This window comes from Streptomyces sp. NPDC107471, assembly GCF_055582845.1.
Map to the genome: position 1 here is coordinate 251,244 of NZ_JBVJPC010000010.1, position 17,354 is coordinate 268,597.

Genomic DNA, 17,354 nt, shown 5'->3' on the forward strand with positions numbered 1-17,354 from the left:
ACACGGGCGTGAAGGGGTGGATCTTGCGTACATCGGTATGCTCGGCGTCACATGCGGGACGCAGGGCCGACGCGGGCATCGGGGCCGCTGCGGCACGACGAGGGGAGCGGGCGGGTGCAGGACAACGCGACTGAGGTGACCGCCGCCGGTATCGCACGGCTGGCCGGGGTGGGCCGCGCGGCCGTCAGCAACTGGCGGCGCAGGCACGCCGACTTCCCTAGGCCCGTCGGCGGTACCGAGACCAGCCCTTCCTTCGCGCTCGCCGAGGTCGAGTCATGGCTGCGCAAGCAGGGCAAACTCGCCGAGGTCCCGTTGCGCGAGCGCGTCTGGCAACAGCTCTCCGGCCACCCCGACGGCCCGGTCACCGCCCTCACCCACGCGGGTTGCGTCCTGCTGCTGATCCACGACCGCCCGCCGGTCTGGCTGGAGGTGAGCGCCGGTTCCGACGAGCGCCTGGCGGAGATGCTGCCGGGGGCGCTGCGGGAGGTGTTCACACCGCGCTTCGGGGCGGAGTCGGTCACAAGCACCCGGGTGGCGACGGCGACGGCAACCCCGGCCGACGCGGCCGGAAGCACCCCATCGGCTGTGAACACCCTGGAGGCAGTTCACACCCCCGCCCTTCCCGCCACCGACGAGCCCGCTGCCGTGAACGCGGCGAACGCGGTGAACGCGGTGAACGCCGTGAACGTCCTGCACCCCACGAACGCCACAACCGCCGCCCCCGTCACGCCCCACCCCGCCCTCCGTACCCCCACCGCCCCCGAACTCCTCCCCTCTGCCCCCCTCCTCCGCGGCGTCGCCGAACTGGCCGCCGAGCTGGGCGCCCGGCAGACCTTCGAGTTCCTGCTCGGCCGGCATCTCGACGCCAACCCGCGCCAGTACACGCTCACCCCCGCCGACCTGGCCGGTCTCATGGCCGACCTCGCCGGCCCCGCCCGCACCGTCCTGGACCCGGCCTGCGGCACCGGCGCCCTCCTGCGGGCCGCCGCCACCCGCCCCGACCAGAAGCTCTACGCACAGGACAGCGCCCCCGAACTCGCCGCGCTCACCACGCTCCGGCTCGCCCTGCACACCTGGTCCACCGTGCGCGGCGCCACCGGCGACACCCTGCGCGCCGACGCCTACCCGCAACTGCACGCCGACGCCGTCCTGTGCCACCCGCCGTTCAACGAGCGCAACTGGGGCCACGACGAACTCGCCTACGACCCCCGCTGGGAGTACGGCTTCCCGGCCCGCACCGAGTCCGAGCTCGCCTGGGTCCAGCACGCCCTGGCCCGCCTCAAGGACGGCGGCGCCGGCGTCCTGCTCATGCCGCCCGCGGCAGCCTCCCGCCGCTCAGGCCGCCGTATCCGCGCCGACCTGCTGCGCCGCGGTGCCCTGCGCGCCGTGATCGCCCTGCCGGTCGGGGCGGCACCGCCGTACAACATCCCGCTGCACCTGTGGGTGCTGCGCCGCCCGGAGAGGGCGCCCGCGCAGCCGGAGGTGCTCCTGGCCGACGTCGGGCAGTTCGCCGGCGAGGGGCGCGGCGGGCCGGACTGGCGGGCCGTGCGCGAGGCCGTCCTCGACGCCTGGCAGGCCTTCGGACGACCCGGCCGCTTCACCGAACGGCCCGGCCTGGCCCGCGCGCTGCCCGTCATCGAACTCCTCGACGACGACGTGGACCTCGCCCCCGCCCGCCACCTGCCGCCCCCCACGGCGGCCGACGGCGCCGAACAGCTCACGGCCGTACGTGAACTGCTGGGCGAGACCCTGCGCCTTACCGCCGACCTCACCCCGCGGCGCGCCGACACCGCGCACCCCGCGCGGTGGCCGCTCACCACCATCGGCGAACTCGCGCGCGGGGGCGCCCTGATGCTGCGCACAGGGGGAAACGGCGGCCACGCACGCGTGCCCGTGCTCACCGACCACGACGTCCTCTCCGGGACCGACCCCTCCGGAACGCTCCCCGAGAGCGACGAGGAAGCCGTGCTGACCGAACCGGGCGACATCGTCGTACCGGTCCTCGGCGGGGGCTCGGTGGCGCGCGTGATCGACACGGCGACCGGGGGAGCCGCCCTGGGGCGCAACCTCGTTCTCCTGCGCCCCGATCCGTCGGCGCTCGACCCCTGGTTCCTCGCCGGCTTCCTGCGCGGCACCGCCAACAACCGCCAGGCCAGCAGCTACGCCTCCACCGCGACCCGCCTGGACGTGCGCAGACTCCAGTTGCCCCGGCTCCCGCTCGACGAGCAACGACGCTACGGCGAACGCTTCCGCGCGCTCGACGAGTTCGAGCGGGCGCTCCGGCACGCGGGCCGGCTCGGGGAGCGGCTCGTGCGCGGGATGTACGACGGGCTCACCGACGGAACGGTCGCACCCGCCTGATCAGCTCGACAACGGTTCGGTACAACCCGTGACCTGTTGTCGGTATCGGCCTATACGCTCGAACCCCACATCGAATCCCGGTTCAGGAGCGTTATGTACGGCCACGGCGCGGTGCCGCCCGCCCGCAGCTCGGGCACCGTCATCACCTTGCGCGTGCTGCTCGCCGCAGCCGGTTTCCTCACGTGCGGCCTGCTCGCCTGCGCTCCGCTGTTCCGGGTCGCCTTCCTGCGCGGACGGTCGGTCGACTGGGTGCTGGCCTGGGCGAGCCTCCCGCTGTCCATCGCCTGCTTCGCGGTGGTCGGCGCCCTGCCGGAGAGCGATCCCCGGACCGACGTCGCCATGGGGCTGGTCATGCTCCTCGGCCTCTTCAGCGCCGTGTACTTTCTGGTGCTGGACATCCGGGTGCACCAGCAGCGGCGGTTCGCGGGCTACCCGCCGCCGCAGGGCCCCACCGTCCACACCGGCTACGGCTACCCGCAGCCGACACCGACACCGACGCCCCCGTACGCCTCCACGATCCTGCCCCAGCCCCAGCCCCAGCCCCAGCCGCAGCCGTCCACGCCTCCGGTCCCCGCCCCCGGTGTCGTACCGCCCCCGCCGCCGCAGCGTCCCGCGCCCGCCCGTATCGAGCAGGTGCGCGCCGAACTCGACGAGCTCAGCGACTACCTGCGCAAGCACGACGGCGGCAGCACCGAGGGCGGCAGGTGACCGTGACGACAGGACGCGTCGTCGCCGCCCGCTACGAACTGTCCACGCTCATCGGCCAGGGCGGCATGGGCCAGGTCTGGACGGCCTACGACCGGCGCCTCGACCGGCGCGTGGCGGTGAAACTGCTGCGCCCCGACAAGGTGGCCGGACAGGAGGCCGACGAGCTGCGCCGCCGGTTCGTGCGCGAGTGCCGCGTGACCGCGCAGGTCGACCACCCCGGGCTCGTCACCGTGCACGACGCGGGCAGCGAGGGCGAGGAGCTGTTCCTCGTCATGCAGTACGTCGACGGCGCGGACCTCTCCGACCACCTCGCCGAGCACGACCCGTACCCCTGGCAGTGGGCGGTCGCCGTCGCCGCGCAACTGTGCGCCGTACTCAGCGCCGTGCACGCCGTGCCGATCGTGCACCGCGACCTCAAGCCGCGCAACGTCATGGTGAAGCAGGACGGCACGGTCACCGTCCTCGACCTCGGCGTGGCCTCGGTCATGGACACCGACACCACCCGCCTCACCCACACCGGCTCACCGATCGGCTCGCCCGCCTACATGGCACCCGAGCAGGCCATGGGCGGCGCGGTCGGCCCGTACACCGACCTGTACGCACTCGGCGTACTCCTGCACGAACTCCTCAGCGGAGACGTCCCGTTCGCCGGCTCCACGGCACTCGGCGTGCTGCACCGGCACCTGTACGAGCCCCCGCTGCCCGTGCGCCGCACCCGCCCCGAAGTCCCCGAGGCCCTCGAAACCCTCGTCCTGCGGCTCCTCGCCAAGGACCCGCAGCACCGCCCGGCCTCAGCCCAGGACGTCTACGAGGACCTCGCGCTGCTCCTGCCCGCGCGCGGGATGCCCACCGGAGCACCCCTCGACCCCACCCGCCCCTTCCTGCGCCCGCACGCCCCCTGGCCGGACCGCGCCCGCACCCCCGCGCCCCAGCCCGCCCCCGTCGCACCGGCCCCGGAGAAGACCGAGAAACCGGACGTCGCGCGCGCGGTCGACGAGGTCAAGCGGCTCCTCGGCGAAGGCCGCATCACCCAGGCCGTCGACATCCTCGGCGCCATCCTGCCCGCGGCCGCCGAACAGCACGGCGCCAACTCCCCGGTCGTACGCACCCTGCGCAAGCAGTACGCCGCCACCCTCATGGACGACGGCCAGTACCGGCGCGCCCTGCCCGAACTGCGCCGCCTCGCCGACGAACGCGCGACCGAGGCCGGCCACGCCGACCCGCAGTCCCTGCGCTTCCGCTACGACGCCGCCCAATGCCTGGAACAACTCGGCGAACCCGCCGCGGCACTGGCCGAATATCGCTCCCTGCTGCCGTACTACGAGAACCAGTACGTGGCCGGCGACCCGCAGCTCGCCCACGACGTCCGCCGCCGCATCGGCCACCTCCTGCTCGCCCTCGGCGACCGCGCCGCCGCCCACGAGACCCTCGTGCGGCTCCTGCACGACGTGGAACGACTCCAGGGACCCGCCCACCCGCTCGCGACGGAGATCCGCCGCACCCTCCAGTGGCTGGGCCAGGTGCGCGGATAACCCGTCCCACCGGCCCCGACCGGATTTTGCCGTGCCCAGAGCGAAACTTGTCACCCTCAGGGGCCCACGTTTCCCAAAGACAGAACCCGCGCCGGATACCTTTCGCTTCGTTTCAGCCATGCACAGCACAACCAGGGGTGGGGTCGTCCATGTCGTCCAGGTCCAGCCATCGGCAGTCCAAGAAGCGCAGATACCTCACCTGGGGCATCGCGGGAGCCGCCGTGGTCGCCGGCGCCGGCCTCGCCGCGCAGACCTCCATGGCCGCGACCACCTGGCCCGCACAGCGCACCTACACCGGCCGCGCCTTCGACACCTGCGCCGCCCCCTCCCTCGCCGCCATGAAGGCCTGGCACACCGGTTTCTACGGCGCCGCCGCCGTCTACGTCGGCGGCAGGAACCGCGGCTGCTCCCAGCCCAACCTCACCGCCTCCTGGGTCAAGTCGGTCAGCACGGTCGGCTGGAAGCTCATCCCCCTCTACGTCGGCGCCCAGCCGCCCTGCCAGAGCGGCTCCAGCCCCGAGAAGCTCACCGCCTCCACCGCCGCCTCCCTGGGCGCCGCCGACGGCGCGGACGCCGTCGCCAAGGCCTCCGCCCTCGGCATGCGGACCGGCAGCCCCCTCTACCTGGACATGGAGCCGTACGACATCACGAACAAGGCGTGCAACGACGCCGTGCTCACCTACGTGCGCGCCTTCGACAAGACCCTGCGCGCGAAGACGTACCGCGCGGGCCTCTACGGCTTCACCAGCTCCAGCGCCAAGGCGATCGCCAACGCGACCGACAGGACCGACCTGCCCGGCAACCTCTGGTACGCCCTGTGGGACAAGCAGAACACCACCACGACGGACTGGCCGTTCGGCAAGAGCCAATACACCGATCACAGCCGCGGCCACCAGTACATGGTCAACAGCAAGGAGACGCGGAACGGCCACACGATCACCGTGGACCGCGACGCCTGGGACGCCCCGGTGGCCATCACCGGCTGACCCGGCACACGCGCGTGCGGGCCGTGAGAGCGCGGCGGTGCCGGAAGTCCTGGTGAATCGTTGGTCGAATGGGTTGGCCAGAGCCGGTCCCCTGCCTACCATCGATCACCGCAAGACCTTGTGCACCGTCGCACAATCTCCTCGGGAGGCCTCCTTGCACCGCCGTCGTCGCACCGCGCTCATCCTCTCCGCCGCGCTCGCCGCCGCGGCACCCCTGCTCACCGCATGCGGAAACGACGCGCATCCCGGCGCGGCGGCCGTGGTCGGCGGGCAGCGGATCACCGTCTCCCAACTGGAGAACCGGGTGACCGAGGTGCGCGACGCCCAGCGGGCCGCCGTCACGGACGAGGCGCAGTACAAGCAGGCCATCGCCAAGACCGGCACCCTCACCCGCGACGTCCTGCACAGCATGGTCCTCGACCGGGTGCTGCACCGGGCGGCCGCCGACGCGGGCGTGACCGTGACCCGCAAGGAGGTCCAGGCGCTGCGGTCCGGCCTGGAGGAGCAGGCTGGCGGCGCCAAGGGCCTGGAGACCGCCTGGCTCCAGCAGTACGGCATCGCCCCCGAACGCCTCGACGACAACCTCCGCCTCCAGCTAGAGGCCCAGAAACTCGCCGGGAAGCTCGGCACCGACACCAGCGACCCCGCCTTCTGGAACGCCCTGAGCAAGGCGTCCAAGCAGCTCCACGTCGACCTCAACCCGCGCTACGGCACCTGGGACGTCGCCAAGAGCACCCGCGTCGACGCGAAGACCCCGTGGGTACGGGAGGTCACGGCGGCGGGCGGCGAACAGGGCGCGTAGGGGCCGTAGAGTCGCAGGCCCTCAGGGCCTGAGCTCAGGGCCGCACAGTCGCAGGGGCTTGGAGCGCGCAGACCGCCCGGTGGGGACGCCGGGCGGGATCATCCACCCCGCGGGCGGATGATCCTACGATCACCCTGCCGCCCCCTGCCTGTGGACAACCCTGATCACCCCGTCGGCACCGTGCGTTAGCTTCGAACTGTGAACGCAACCGGCTTCGAGCCCGCCCCCGACCAGGACCCCGACACGGCGTCCGCCCCCGGCCGCATCGTCCTGCTCACCACCAGCCACCGCGTCGCCCCCGGCCTGCTGTCCTGGCCCGCCTGGCAGGCACTGCACGCCGCCGACCGCGTCCTGTGCGCCGACGGCGCCCACCCCCAGCTCCCCTACCTGCGGGAAGCCGGCATAGCGGTCGACGAGACGTCCCCCACCGCGGAGGAACTGGTCGGAGCGTGCGCGGGCGGGCACACCGTGGTCGTCGTGGCCACCGGCGAGGGCGAGCCGGCCCTCACCGACGGCCTGGCCCGCCTCGCCGGATCCGGCCGACTCCAGATGCCCGAGCTGGAACTGCTCCCCGCCTCCTACGACCTGCCCGGCGCCCGCCTCCTCGACCTCGTGCAGGTCATGGACCGCATCCGCAGAGAGTGCCCGTGGTCCTCCCAGCAGACCCACAAGGGCCTCGCGAAGTACGGCATCGAGGAGGCGTACGAACTCGTCGAGGCCATCGAGGAGGGCGACCGCGACGAACTGCGCGAAGAACTCGGCGACGTCCTGCTCCAGGTCGTCTTCCACGCCCGGATCGCCGAGGAGGACCCGGACACCCCCTTCTCCGTCGACGACGTCGCCGGCGGCATCGTCACCAAACTCATCCACCGCCACCCCCACGTCTTCGGCGACGAGAGAGCCGACACCCCCGAAGAGGTCAAGGCCCACTGGCTGCGCACCAAGGCGATAGAGAAACAGCGCACCTCGGTGACCGACGGCATCCCCCTCGGCCAGCCCGGCCTCGCCCTCGCGGCCAAGCTGGCGTCCCGCGTGCGCACCGCGGGCCTGGACGTCCCCCTGCCGAAGACCGAGGGCATCGGCTACGAACTCCTCGCCCTGGCCACCCGCGCCGAGGCGGAGGGCATCGACCCGGAGGCGGCCCTGAGGGCTGCGGCTCGGGCCTATCGGGACGCCGTCCGCCAAGTGGAGAACGGAGGCTGAGCGTCGGCCACGGGAGCGGTCGCGGGTGCGCGGGCGGCGACGGATCGTGAACGCCACCGCGCCCTGATGGAGCGAGCCCGTCCTTCAGGGGGCAGGCCCGCACCTGGGTTCGTCCGCGATGGGGGCGGGTCCGCAGCAAGTCCCTCCCCTCCGGCGCAGCCTCGTCTTCGCCGGGCGTGGAGCCACGGATGGCGACCAGTGGCGAGCCTTGGGCCGCTGACCGTACGTCTTCCAGGACCAGGTTCTGTCCCGGTTCCCCGGCACCCGCTCGGCACTCGGAATCCCCGGAACCGCGGTCGACGCCGCGCCACCTTTCCGCGCACTTGGATCCGGCCCATTGCCACCCGCGCGTCGCGATCTCGCCGGACCCCCTCACCCCATCACCCCCTCACACCCTTGCCCCCGCGCCCCCTGCTCCCCTTGAACTTGAAGCCGCTTTGCCGCCCGCGCGTCGCGCCGTCGGTCGGACCCACTCGGTCCGTTGCCCCCACCGCCACCGCCACCGCCACCGCCACCGCCACCGCCACCGCCCGTTCCCCGTGCGTCCGGATACAGCCGGCCCGCCCGCCCCCACCACCACACCCCACCGCCGGAACTCCAGCACATGGACCGACCCGCCACCCGGAAGGACGTTGGCAGTGCCCGGATACCGTCAGGGAGTGACCGATCAGCCCTCCGCGCCCTCCAGCCCGGCGTCCCCCGCCGCACCCGCCCCAGTTAGCCCCCCCACCCCCACCCTCTTCACCTGGACCTTCGCCACCAACCCCTACCCCGCCTACGCCTGGTTGCGGGAGCACGAGCCCGTGCACAGGACGCGGTTGCCCAGTGGGGTGGAGGCGTGGCTGGTCACCCGTTACGCCGATGCCAAGCAGGCCCTCGCGGACCAGCGGCTGAGCAAGAACCCGGCGCATCACGACGAGCCCGCGCACGCCAAGGGGAAGACCGGTATCCCGGGGGAGCGCAAGGCGGAGTTGATGACGCATCTGCTGAACATCGATCCGCCGGACCACACGAGGCTCCGACGGCTCGTCAGCAAGGCGTTCACGCCGAGGCGGGTCGCCGAGTTCGCGCCCCGGGTGCAGGAGTTGACGGACGGTCTCATCGACGGGTTCGCGGCCGGGGGCAGCGCCGACCTCATTCACGAGTTCGCGTTCCCGCTCCCCATCTACGCGATCTGCGACCTGCTCGGTGTCCCGCGGGAGGATCAGGACGACTTCCGGGACTGGGCGGGCATGATGATCCGGCACGGCGGGGGGCCGCGGGGCGGTGTCGCGCGGTCCGTGAAGAAGATGCGCGGCTATCTCGCCGAGCTCATCCACCGCAAGCGGGAGGCGCTGCCGGACGAGCCCACCGCGGGCGAGGACCTCATCTCCGGGCTCATCCGGGCCTCCGACCACGGCGAGCACCTGACCGAGAACGAGGCCGCGGCCATGGCCTTCATCCTGCTGTTCGCGGGTTTCGAGACCACGGTGAACCTGATCGGCAACGGTGTGTACGCCCTTCTGACCCACCCTGAGCAGCGGCACGAGCTGCAGAGGTCCCTGGCCGGAGGGGAGAGGGGTCTGTTGGAGTCCGGGGTGGAGGAACTCCTGCGGTACGACGGGCCGGTCGAGCTGGCGACCTGGCGGTTCGCCACGCAGCCGCTGCGGATCGGTGGGCAGGACATCGCCGCCGGGGACCCGGTGCTCGTCGTGCTCGCGGCGGCGGACCGGGATCCGGAGCGGTTCGCCGACCCGGATGTGCTCGATCTGTCCCGCCGTGACAATCAGCACCTCGGTTACGGTCACGGCATCCACTACTGCCTCGGTGCCCCGCTCGCCCGGCTGGAGGGCCACACCGCGCTCGCCACCCTTCTCACCCGGCTACCGGACCTTCAACTCGCGGTAGATCCGGCTGATTTGCGGTGGCGTGGGGGACTCATCATGCGTGGACTGCGCACTTTGCCCGTGGAGTTCACGCCCGTCCGGTAATCGGCCGAAGGGTCCGGGGTATCCCGGCGGGAGGCCGCGTAAACATGACACGCCCTCAAGTCTGTGATCTTCACGTGATCTACGCGGCATTAACTTGTGACAAGTGATCGAATCCCTATACGTTCACGGACCAGCGCGGTCCCCGTATCACCCACCGCGCGGGTACTTGCTGTCTCGGGAAAGGTCCCCCCATGCTCTCCGGGAACGGTCGTCACCGTCGCCCCCGTCAGGCTCCGGCTCTCCTCGTGGCGGCCGGTGTGACGGGCTCCGCCATCGCGATCCCACTGCTCGGCGCGACCGGGGCGAGCGCGGCCACGGGCACCACGTGGGACCGGGTCGCGGAGTGCGAGAGCGGCGGCTCCTGGAGCGAGAACGACGGCAACGGCTACTACGGCGGCCTGCAGATGTCCCAGGAGAACTGGGAGAAGTACGGCGGCCTCGAGTACGCCGAGACCGCGGACCTGGCCAGCCGCAACCAGCAGATAGCCGTGGCCGAGAAGCTGCTCGCGGACCAGGGCATCGCCGCCTGGCCGACCTGTGGGCTGCTGGGCGGTCTCAGCAAGGACGCGAGTTCGGCCGATGTCGACACGGGTGTGGGGAGCGGTACGCCCTCGGCGTCGAGTTCGTCCGATTCGTCCGGTTCCGGATCTTCCTCCGGTTCCTCCGGTTCTTCCTCTTCATCCGGTTCCTCCAACTCGTCGGACTCCGAGGAGTCCTCGGGTCTGCTCGACGCGCTGGACGGTTCGTCCGCGACGCCCTCGCCGTCGGCCACCCCCTCCGGCGGTGACAGTTCGGCCAAGCCGGACAAAAAGAACGGTTCGGAGTCCGAGGGTTCCGCCAAGCAGGACGCACAGCCTTCCGACAGCTCGCCCGTGTTGAGCGCAGAAGAGGACGAAGCGGACAAGTCGTGGCAGGAGGGCAGTTCTTCGGCCCTCGTCGACGTCGGCGCCCTGGGTTCCGGCAAGCACCGCGGCGACAGTGTCGTGGAGAACACGACGAAGAGCACGGCCTCCTCCTCGACCGGCCGGCACGCCGCCACCTACACGGTCCAGGAGGGCGACTCCCTCGCCTCCATCGCCGACTCCCTTGGCCTCGACGGCGGATGGCGCGCGCTCTACGCCGAGAACAGGGACCGCATCGGGGCCGACCCGAGCAACATCTCCGCCGGTCAGACGCTCGACACAGGGGCGGAATAGGGTCGAAAAGACCTGAAAAACAACGGGAGTTCACGTCACGCTTCGCGCCGAATGTCCACTTTGGTGAAAGTGTGGGATGAGTCTCAGAAGCCCTGATCGTCTTTGAAATTCCGCCGAGCGCGTGTCTACGGTCGTGACCGCTCGGCAACCCGAGCCCCGTCTGTCGCAACGCCGAATCCTGCCAGCGGCCGTACGGGAACAGTCGTCGCGTCAAGCGCCGTAGGCAGGAGCGGGGGACCCAAGGTAAGCGCCGGACCCAGCAGTTCACGCTGGACCGGCTAGGGGTGAAGCCGTGCAAGGAGCCGCAAGGCGCCGAGCGCGACCGGGCAACTCAACCGGCCCGAACCCGACAGCTCACCTCGCAGGCGTCGGTGAGGGGATCGATCCATGCTGTTTTCCGGCAAGGGCAAGCACCGCCGTCCGTCCAAGGCCACCCGCGTCGCCGCGCTCGCCGGCGTCACCGGTGTCGCCATCGCCGCCCCGCTGATGGCGGCCGGCAGCGCCTCCGCCGCCACCGCCTCCGAGTGGGACGCCGTCGCCCAGTGCGAGTCCGGCGGCAACTGGTCCATCAACACCGGCAACGGCTACTACGGCGGCCTGCAGTTCTCGGCCTCCACCTGGGCCGCGTACGGCGGCACGCAGTACGCCGCGCAGGCCAACCAGGCCAGCAAGGCCCAGCAGATCGCCGTCGCCGAGAAGGTCCTCGCCTCCCAGGGCAAGGGTGCCTGGCCGGTCTGCGGCACGGGCCTGTCCAGCGCCGCCTACAACGGCGGCAGCAGCAGCTCGTCCTCCTCCAGCAGCTCCTCGAACACGAGCAGCCGTTCGACCGAGGAGCAGAGCGCCTCGCGTTCGACCGAGCGTCCGGCCGCCAAGAAGACCGTCACCACGCCGACCGGCAAGAAGGTCAAGAAGGGCGACGGCGAGTACAAGGTCGTCAAGGGTGACACCCTCAGCTCGATCGCCGAGAAGCACAAGGTCAAGGGCGGCTGGCAGAAGCTGTTCAAGCTGAACAAGGACATCATCGACGATGCCGACTTCATCTTTCCGGGCCAGCAGCTCCACCTGAAGTGACACCTGGCTGAACCACAGTGCCCTCACAGGCGTGGTCCTCATACTGAAGACCTCGTGAGGGTCACCCCCCCCGTCCCCACGGGCTCCCCGCTCCGGTGCGTGTTCCCCCGTACGCACCGGGGCGGGGCTTTTTCATGCGCGGGTACCGGCCCGTCTTTGTTCAGTTCGGAAACAATTTACTCTCGGTTCTGTCCATGGGTCGGTCCACACGGTCGCCGATCCCCCCGAGCCGGTTAGGCTCGGTCTCGCAGAACCCACCGCGGTCCCGGCGGACCGTGTCACATCCCAAGAAGGAGATGCTCGTGCCGTCCATCGACGTCGTCGTAGCCCGGGAAATCCTGGACTCCCGAGGCAACCCCACGGTCGAGGTCGAGGTCGGCCTCGACGACGGCAGCACCGGTCGTGCCGCCGTTCCGTCCGGCGCCTCCACGGGCGCCTTCGAGGCCATCGAGCTGCGCGACGGTGACCCGAACCGCTACTACGGCAAGGGTGTCGAGAAGGCCGTCCTGGCCGTCATCGAGCAGATCGGCCCGGAGCTCGTCGGCTACGACGCCACCGAGCAGCGTCTGATCGACCAGGCGATGTTCGACCTGGACGCCACCGACAACAAGGGCTCGCTCGGCGCCAACGCCATCCTCGGCGTCTCCCTCGCCGTCGCCCACGCCGCCTCCGAGGCCAGCGACCTCCCGCTCTTCCGCTACCTGGGCGGCCCGAACGCGCACCTGCTGCCCGTTCCGATGATGAACATCCTGAACGGCGGCTCGCACGCCGACTCCAACGTGGACATCCAGGAGTTCATGATCGCCCCGATCGGCGCGGAGTCCTTCTCCGAGGCGCTGCGCTGGGGCACCGAGGTCTACCACACCCTCAAGAAGGTCCTGAAGAGCAAGGGCCTGTCCACCGGCCTCGGCGACGAGGGCGGCTTCGCCCCGAACCTCGAGTCCAACCGCGCCGCCCTGGACCTCATCCTCGAAGCGATCAAGGAAGCCGGTTACATCCCCGGCGAGCAGGTCGCCCTGGCGCTCGACGTCGCCGCCTCCGAGTTCTACAAGGACGGCAAGTACCAGTTCGAGGGCAAGGACCGCTCCGCCGCCGAGATGACGGAGTACTACGAGGAGCTCGTGGCGGCCTACCCGCTCGTCTCCATCGAGGACCCGCTGTTCGAGGACGACTGGGCCGGCTGGAAGGTCCTCACCGACAAGCTGGGCGACAAGGTCCAGATCGTCGGCGACGACCTCTTCGTCACCAACCCGGAGCGCCTGGCCCGCGGCATCGAGGACGGCGCCGCCAACGCGCTGCTCGTCAAGGTGAACCAGATCGGCTCGCTCACCGAGACCCTCGACGCCGTCGAGCTCGCCCAGCGCAGCGGCTTCAAGTGCATGATGTCCCACCGCTCCGGCGAGACCGAGGACGTCACCATCGCCGACCTGGCCGTCGCCACCAACTGCGGCCAGATCAAGACCGGCGCCCCGGCCCGTTCCGAGCGCGTCGCCAAGTACAACCAGCTCCTGCGCATCGAGGAGATCCTCGACGACGCGGCGGTCTACGCCGGCCGCAGCGCCTTCCCGCGCTTCAAGGGCTGAGCACCGTAAAGGGCTGAGCAGCGTCAAGGGCTGCCCCCGGCAGGGCTAAGCCTTAGCCAGTCGTACGTACGTCCCCGTACCGGTCCCGTACCGTGTGCGGGGACGTACGCACGTAGAAGGGGAGGCGGAGAGCCGATGGCCGTGAAGGACCGGGACCGTTTCTCCACCACGACCAGGATCAGGCTGCTCGGCGAGCAGACCGCGGCCCGTGTCTACCGCTCCCAGACCAAACGGCAGGCGCGCCGCTCCCGGCTGACCGGCCGGGCCGCGCTGCTCGCCCTGGTGCTGTGCACGCTGGTGGTGGCGCTGGCGTACCCGATAAGGCAGTACGTCTCGCAGCGCGCCGAGATCGCCGATCTCCAGCAGGAGAAGGAGCGGGCCGCCGAGCGGGTCGAGAAGCTGCGCGACCTCAAGGCCCGCTGGCAGGACGACGCGTACGCGGAGCAGCAGATCCGGCAGCGGCTGCACTACGTGATGCCGGGGGAGACGGGGTTCATCGTCGTCGACCCGGACGCGGCGAAGCAGTCCCGCAGCGACCTGGGCGCGGCCGACCGGCCCTGGTACGCGAACGTCTGGGACGGGGTCGACAAGTCCGACGCCTCCGACCAGTGAACCGACCGACGGACCGATAGAAAGACAGGCATGGAAACGCCTCCGCCCTCCACTCCGCGTACCGAGCCGACCGACGCGGACGTAGCGGCCTTCAAGCAGCAGCTCGGCCGGCCGCCGCGCGGACTGCGCGCGATCGCGCACCGCTGCCCCTGCGGGCAGCCGGACGTGGTGGAGACGGCCCCCCGCCTCCCCGACGGCACGCCCTTCCCGACGACGTACTACCTGACGTGCCCGCGCGCCGCCTCGGCGATCGGCACCCTGGAGGCGAACGGCGTCATGAAGGAGATGACGGAGCGGCTGCAGACCGATCCGGAGCTCGCGAAGGCGTACCGGGCCGCGCACGAGGACTACCTCGCCCGCCGGGACGCCATCGAGGTACTGGAGGGCTTCCCGAGCGCGGGCGGCATGCCGGACCGGGTGAAGTGCCTGCACGTCCTGGTGGGCCACTCGCTGGCCGCCGGGCCGGGCGTGAACCCGCTGGGCGACGAGGCGATCGCGATGTTGCCGGAGTGGTGGCGCAAGGGCGCGTGCGTGACGCTCGCCGAGACCGAGGAGAGCGACCAGTGACCCGGGTCGCCGCGATCGACTGCGGTACGAACTCCATCCGGCTCCTCGTCGCGGACTGCGACCCGGAGACGGGTGAACTGGTCGACTTGGACCGGCGTATGACCATCGTGCGGCTCGGGCAGGGCGTCGACCGGACCGGGCGGCTGGCCCCCGAGGCGCTGGAGCGGACCTTCGCCGCGTGCCGGGAGTACGCGGCGGTCGTCAAGGAGCACGGGGCCGAGCGGCTGCGGTTCGTCGCCACGTCCGCCTCCCGGGACGCTGAGAACCGGGACGAGTTCGTGCGCGGGGTCCTGGACATCCTCGGTGTCGAGCCCGAGGTGATCTCCGGGGACCAGGAGGCCGAGTTCTCCTTCACCGGGGCGACCAAGGAGCTCACGGGCAGCGACCACCTGGCCAGGCCCTACCTGGTCGTGGACATCGGCGGCGGCTCGACCGAGTTCGTGGTGGGCGACGACCGGGTGCGGGCCGCGCGTTCCGTGGACGTCGGCTGTGTGCGGATGACCGAGCGGCACCTTGTGCGGGACGGGGTCGTCAGCGACCCGCCGGCCGACGCGCAGATCGCCGCGATGCGGGCCGACATCGAGGCCGCGCTCGACCTGGCCGAGGAGACCGTGCCGCTGCGCGAGGCGCGCACCCTGGTGGGCCTCGCCGGGTCCGTGACCACCGTGTCGGCGATCGCGCAGGGGCTGCCGGAGTACGACTCGCAGGCCATCCATCACTCCCGGGTCTCCCGCGACCGCGTCCGTGAGATCACCGAGTGGCTGCTGCGCTCCACCCACGCGGAGCGCGCGGCCGTGCCCTCCATGCATCCGGGGCGGGTGGACGTGATCGCCGCCGGGGCGCTCGTGCTGCTCACGATCATGGAGCGGATCGGTGCCGAGGAGGTCGTGGTGAGCGAGCACGACATCCTCGACGGCATCGCGTGGTCGGTCGCCTAGGCCGCGTGGGGCACCTCTGCTGAGCAGGCAGAACAACGTATGAGCGTCTCTGAGGGGCCCTTCGGGGCCCCTCTTCGTCGTGCCGCCGGGAAAGTTCGTGAAGTTCTTCACAAGGAATTGGGCCCTGTCGGACGACGAATGTGGTCCGGTTGACCCTTCCGGGGGCCCAACACCCGTGTGAACACGTTCAAAACGGTGGGATGCGGACCTCGGGAGAGGGGGCCGCGAGGGTCCGGCGAAGACCCCTCACGGGACCGTTTTCGGCACGGAGAGGCAGCTCACGCGGCATTGACAACGGAGATCCCTATACCGTGGTTCCCGCTCCGCGCCATGACCTGAGTCACGCGAGTCGCGGAGGATAACACACACCCTCCAAGAGCTTGTGAAGGGGCGCACGAGCGACCCCCCTGAGGCAGGTGGATACTCGATGGCATGAGCACCACGGAGCGTCCCAGGATCCTCGTAGTAGGCGGTGGGTACGTAGGCCTGTACGCAGCTCGGCGCATTCTCAAGAAGATGCGCTACGGCGAGGCGACCGTCACGGTCGTCGACCCCCGGTCGTACATGACCTACCAGCCCTTCCTCCCCGAAACCGCCGCCGGCAACATCTCCCCGCGCCACGTCGTCGTCCCGCTGCGACGCGTGCTGCCCAAGGCGGAGGTTCTCACCGGCCGGGTCACCACCATCGACCAGGACCGCAAGGTCGCCACGATCGCCCCCCTGGTGGGCGAGGCGTACGAGCTGCCTTTCGACTACCTGGTGATCGCGCTCGGCGCGGTCTCCCGCACCTTCCCGATCCCCGGCCTCGCCGAGCAGGGCATCGGCATGAAGGGCATCGAGGAGGCCATCGGCCTGCGCAACCACGTGCTTGAGCAGCTCGACAAGGCCGACTCCACGACCGACGAGGAGATCCGCCGCAAGGCGCTCACCTTCGTCTTCATCGGCGGTGGCTTCGCGGGTGCGGAGACCATCGGCGAGGTCGAGGACATGGCCCGCGACGCGGCCAAGTACTACACCAACGTCTCGCGCGAGGACATGCGGTTCATCCTCGTCGACGCCGCCGACAAGATCCTCCCCGAGGTCGGCCCCAAGCTCGGCCAGTACGGCAAGGAGCACCTGGAGAGCCGGGGCGTGGAGATCTACCTCTCCACCTCGATGGACTCCTGCGTCGACGGCCACGTGGTCCTGAAGAACGGCCTGGAGGTCGACTCCAACACCGTCGTGTGGACCGCCGGCGTGAAGCCCAACCCGGTGCTGTCCCGCTACGGCCTCCCGCTGGGCCCCCGCGGCCACGTGGACACCGCCCCGACCCTCCAGGTCCAGGGCACCGACTACATCTGGGCCGCCGGCGACAACGCCCAGGTCCCGGACGTCGCCGCCCGCAAGGCCGGCGTGGAGAACGCCTGGTGCCCGCCGAACGCCCAGCACGCGCTGCGCCAGGCCAAGGTCCTCGGCGACAACGTGATCTCCGGCATGCGGGGCTTCCCGCAGAAGGAGTACAGCCACTCCAACAAGGGTGCTGTCGCGGGTCTCGGCCTGCACAAGGGCGTGGCGATGATCGTCATGGGCAAGATGAAGATCAAGGTCAAGGGCCGGCTCGCCTGGTACATGCACCGCGGCTACCACGGTCTGGCCATGCCGACCTGGAACCGCAAGATCCGCGTCTTCGCCGACTGGACCCTCGGCATGTTCCTCAAGCGCGAGGTCGTCTCCCTCGGCGCCATGGAGAACCCGCGCGAGGAGTTCTACGAGGCCGCGCGTCCCGTGCCGGCCGCCGAGCCGAAGAAGACCGAGGCGAAGGCCTCCTGACCGGTACCGGTCGCTG

14 protein-coding genes and 1 riboswitch are annotated in these 17,354 nt (G+C 70.9%); all 14 genes read left to right on the top strand.

All coding sequences use genetic code 11. From position 1 onward, the window contains the following. Window positions 1-114 precede the first annotated feature (114 nt). The 14 genes from ACZ66S_RS31450 (at window position 115) to ACZ66S_RS31515 (ending at window position 17,338) form a co-directional block, all read left to right on the top strand. On the top strand, window positions 115-2,361 hold the full coding sequence (locus ACZ66S_RS31450) for an N-6 DNA methylase (protein WP_469904942.1): 2,247 nt from the start codon (window positions 115-117) through the stop codon (window positions 2,359-2,361). Window positions 2,362-2,454: 93 nt separating this feature from the next. Further along, on the top strand, window positions 2,455-3,069 hold the full coding sequence (locus ACZ66S_RS31455; RefSeq protein WP_469904943.1) for a hypothetical protein: 615 nt from the start codon (window positions 2,455-2,457) through the stop codon (window positions 3,067-3,069). A 38-nt stretch (window positions 3,070-3,107) separates the two neighbouring features. Continuing rightward, on the top strand, window positions 3,108-4,601 hold the full coding sequence (locus tag ACZ66S_RS31460; RefSeq protein WP_469905030.1) for a protein kinase domain-containing protein: 1,494 nt from the start codon (window positions 3,108-3,110) through the stop codon (window positions 4,599-4,601). A 149-nt stretch (window positions 4,602-4,750) separates the two neighbouring features. After that, window positions 4,751-5,587, top strand: a complete 837-nt coding sequence (locus tag ACZ66S_RS31465; protein ID WP_469904944.1) for a glycoside hydrolase domain-containing protein — start codon at window positions 4,751-4,753, stop codon at window positions 5,585-5,587. Between the two features lie 154 nt (window positions 5,588-5,741). Next, window positions 5,742-6,389, top strand: a complete 648-nt coding sequence (locus tag ACZ66S_RS31470) for a SurA N-terminal domain-containing protein (protein ID WP_469904945.1) — start codon at window positions 5,742-5,744, stop codon at window positions 6,387-6,389. 198 nt (window positions 6,390-6,587) lie between these two features. Beyond that, complete coding sequence (locus tag ACZ66S_RS31475; RefSeq protein WP_469904946.1) at window positions 6,588-7,592, top strand: nucleoside triphosphate pyrophosphohydrolase; 1,005 nt, start codon at window positions 6,588-6,590, stop codon at window positions 7,590-7,592. A 659-nt stretch (window positions 7,593-8,251) separates the two neighbouring features. Then, window positions 8,252-9,562, top strand: coding sequence for a cytochrome P450 family protein (locus ACZ66S_RS31480; RefSeq protein WP_469904947.1), 1,311 nt, complete (start codon window positions 8,252-8,254; stop codon window positions 9,560-9,562). A 191-nt stretch (window positions 9,563-9,753) separates the two neighbouring features. After that, window positions 9,754-10,758 carry a transglycosylase family protein gene (locus tag ACZ66S_RS31485; RefSeq protein WP_469904948.1) on the top strand — a complete coding sequence of 335 codons (1,005 nt, stop codon included), beginning with the start codon at window positions 9,754-9,756 and terminating at the stop codon, window positions 10,756-10,758. Window positions 10,759-10,963: 205 nt separating this feature from the next. Next, a riboswitch (cyclic di-AMP (ydaO/yuaA leader) is annotated at window positions 10,964-11,141 on the top strand. 4 nt (window positions 11,142-11,145) lie between these two features. Continuing rightward, a complete protein-coding gene (locus tag ACZ66S_RS31490) occupies window positions 11,146-11,829 on the top strand; it encodes a transglycosylase family protein (protein ID WP_469904949.1) in 684 nt (227 codons plus the stop codon). Window positions 11,830-12,125: 296 nt separating this feature from the next. Beyond that, window positions 12,126-13,412: a phosphopyruvate hydratase gene (gene eno, locus ACZ66S_RS31495; protein WP_469904950.1), complete on the top strand. Its 1,287-nt coding sequence runs from the start codon at window positions 12,126-12,128 to the stop codon at window positions 13,410-13,412. Between the two features lie 135 nt (window positions 13,413-13,547). Further along, window positions 13,548-14,024: an FtsB family cell division protein gene (locus tag ACZ66S_RS31500; protein WP_469904951.1), complete on the top strand. Its 477-nt coding sequence runs from the start codon at window positions 13,548-13,550 to the stop codon at window positions 14,022-14,024. Between the two features lie 30 nt (window positions 14,025-14,054). Beyond that, a complete protein-coding gene (locus ACZ66S_RS31505; protein ID WP_469904952.1) occupies window positions 14,055-14,591 on the top strand; it encodes a DUF501 domain-containing protein in 537 nt (178 codons plus the stop codon). Then, window positions 14,588-15,529: a Ppx/GppA phosphatase family protein gene (locus ACZ66S_RS31510; protein WP_469904953.1), complete on the top strand. Its 942-nt coding sequence runs from the start codon at window positions 14,588-14,590 to the stop codon at window positions 15,527-15,529. The genes ACZ66S_RS31505 and ACZ66S_RS31510 overlap by 4 nt, the downstream gene beginning before the upstream one ends. A 432-nt stretch (window positions 15,530-15,961) precedes the next feature. Next, window positions 15,962-17,338 (top strand): NAD(P)/FAD-dependent oxidoreductase, encoded by a 1,377-nt coding sequence (locus tag ACZ66S_RS31515; RefSeq protein WP_469904954.1) that lies wholly within the window; start codon window positions 15,962-15,964, stop codon window positions 17,336-17,338. Window positions 17,339-17,354: the final 16 nt, after the last annotated feature.

What these genes read in the sequence shown, in the direction of transcription:
- eno (WP_469904950.1), top strand. Translation starts at nt 12,126, where the DNA reads ATGCTCGTGCCGTCCATCGACGTCGTCGTAGCCCGGGAAATCCTGGAC.
- ACZ66S_RS31485 (WP_469904948.1), top strand. Translation starts at nt 9,754, where the DNA reads ATGCTCTCCGGGAACGGTCGTCACCGTCGCCCCCGTCAGGCTCCGGCT.
- ACZ66S_RS31500 (WP_469904951.1), top strand. Translation starts at nt 13,548, where the DNA reads ATGGCCGTGAAGGACCGGGACCGTTTCTCCACCACGACCAGGATCAGG.
- ACZ66S_RS31465 (WP_469904944.1), top strand. Translation starts at nt 4,751, where the DNA reads ATGTCGTCCAGGTCCAGCCATCGGCAGTCCAAGAAGCGCAGATACCTC.
- ACZ66S_RS31490 (WP_469904949.1), top strand. Translation starts at nt 11,146, where the DNA reads ATGCTGTTTTCCGGCAAGGGCAAGCACCGCCGTCCGTCCAAGGCCACC.
- ACZ66S_RS31505 (WP_469904952.1), top strand. Translation starts at nt 14,055, where the DNA reads ATGGAAACGCCTCCGCCCTCCACTCCGCGTACCGAGCCGACCGACGCG.
- ACZ66S_RS31455 (WP_469904943.1), top strand. Translation starts at nt 2,455, where the DNA reads ATGTACGGCCACGGCGCGGTGCCGCCCGCCCGCAGCTCGGGCACCGTC.
- ACZ66S_RS31515 (WP_469904954.1), top strand. Translation starts at nt 15,962, where the DNA reads ATGAGCACCACGGAGCGTCCCAGGATCCTCGTAGTAGGCGGTGGGTAC.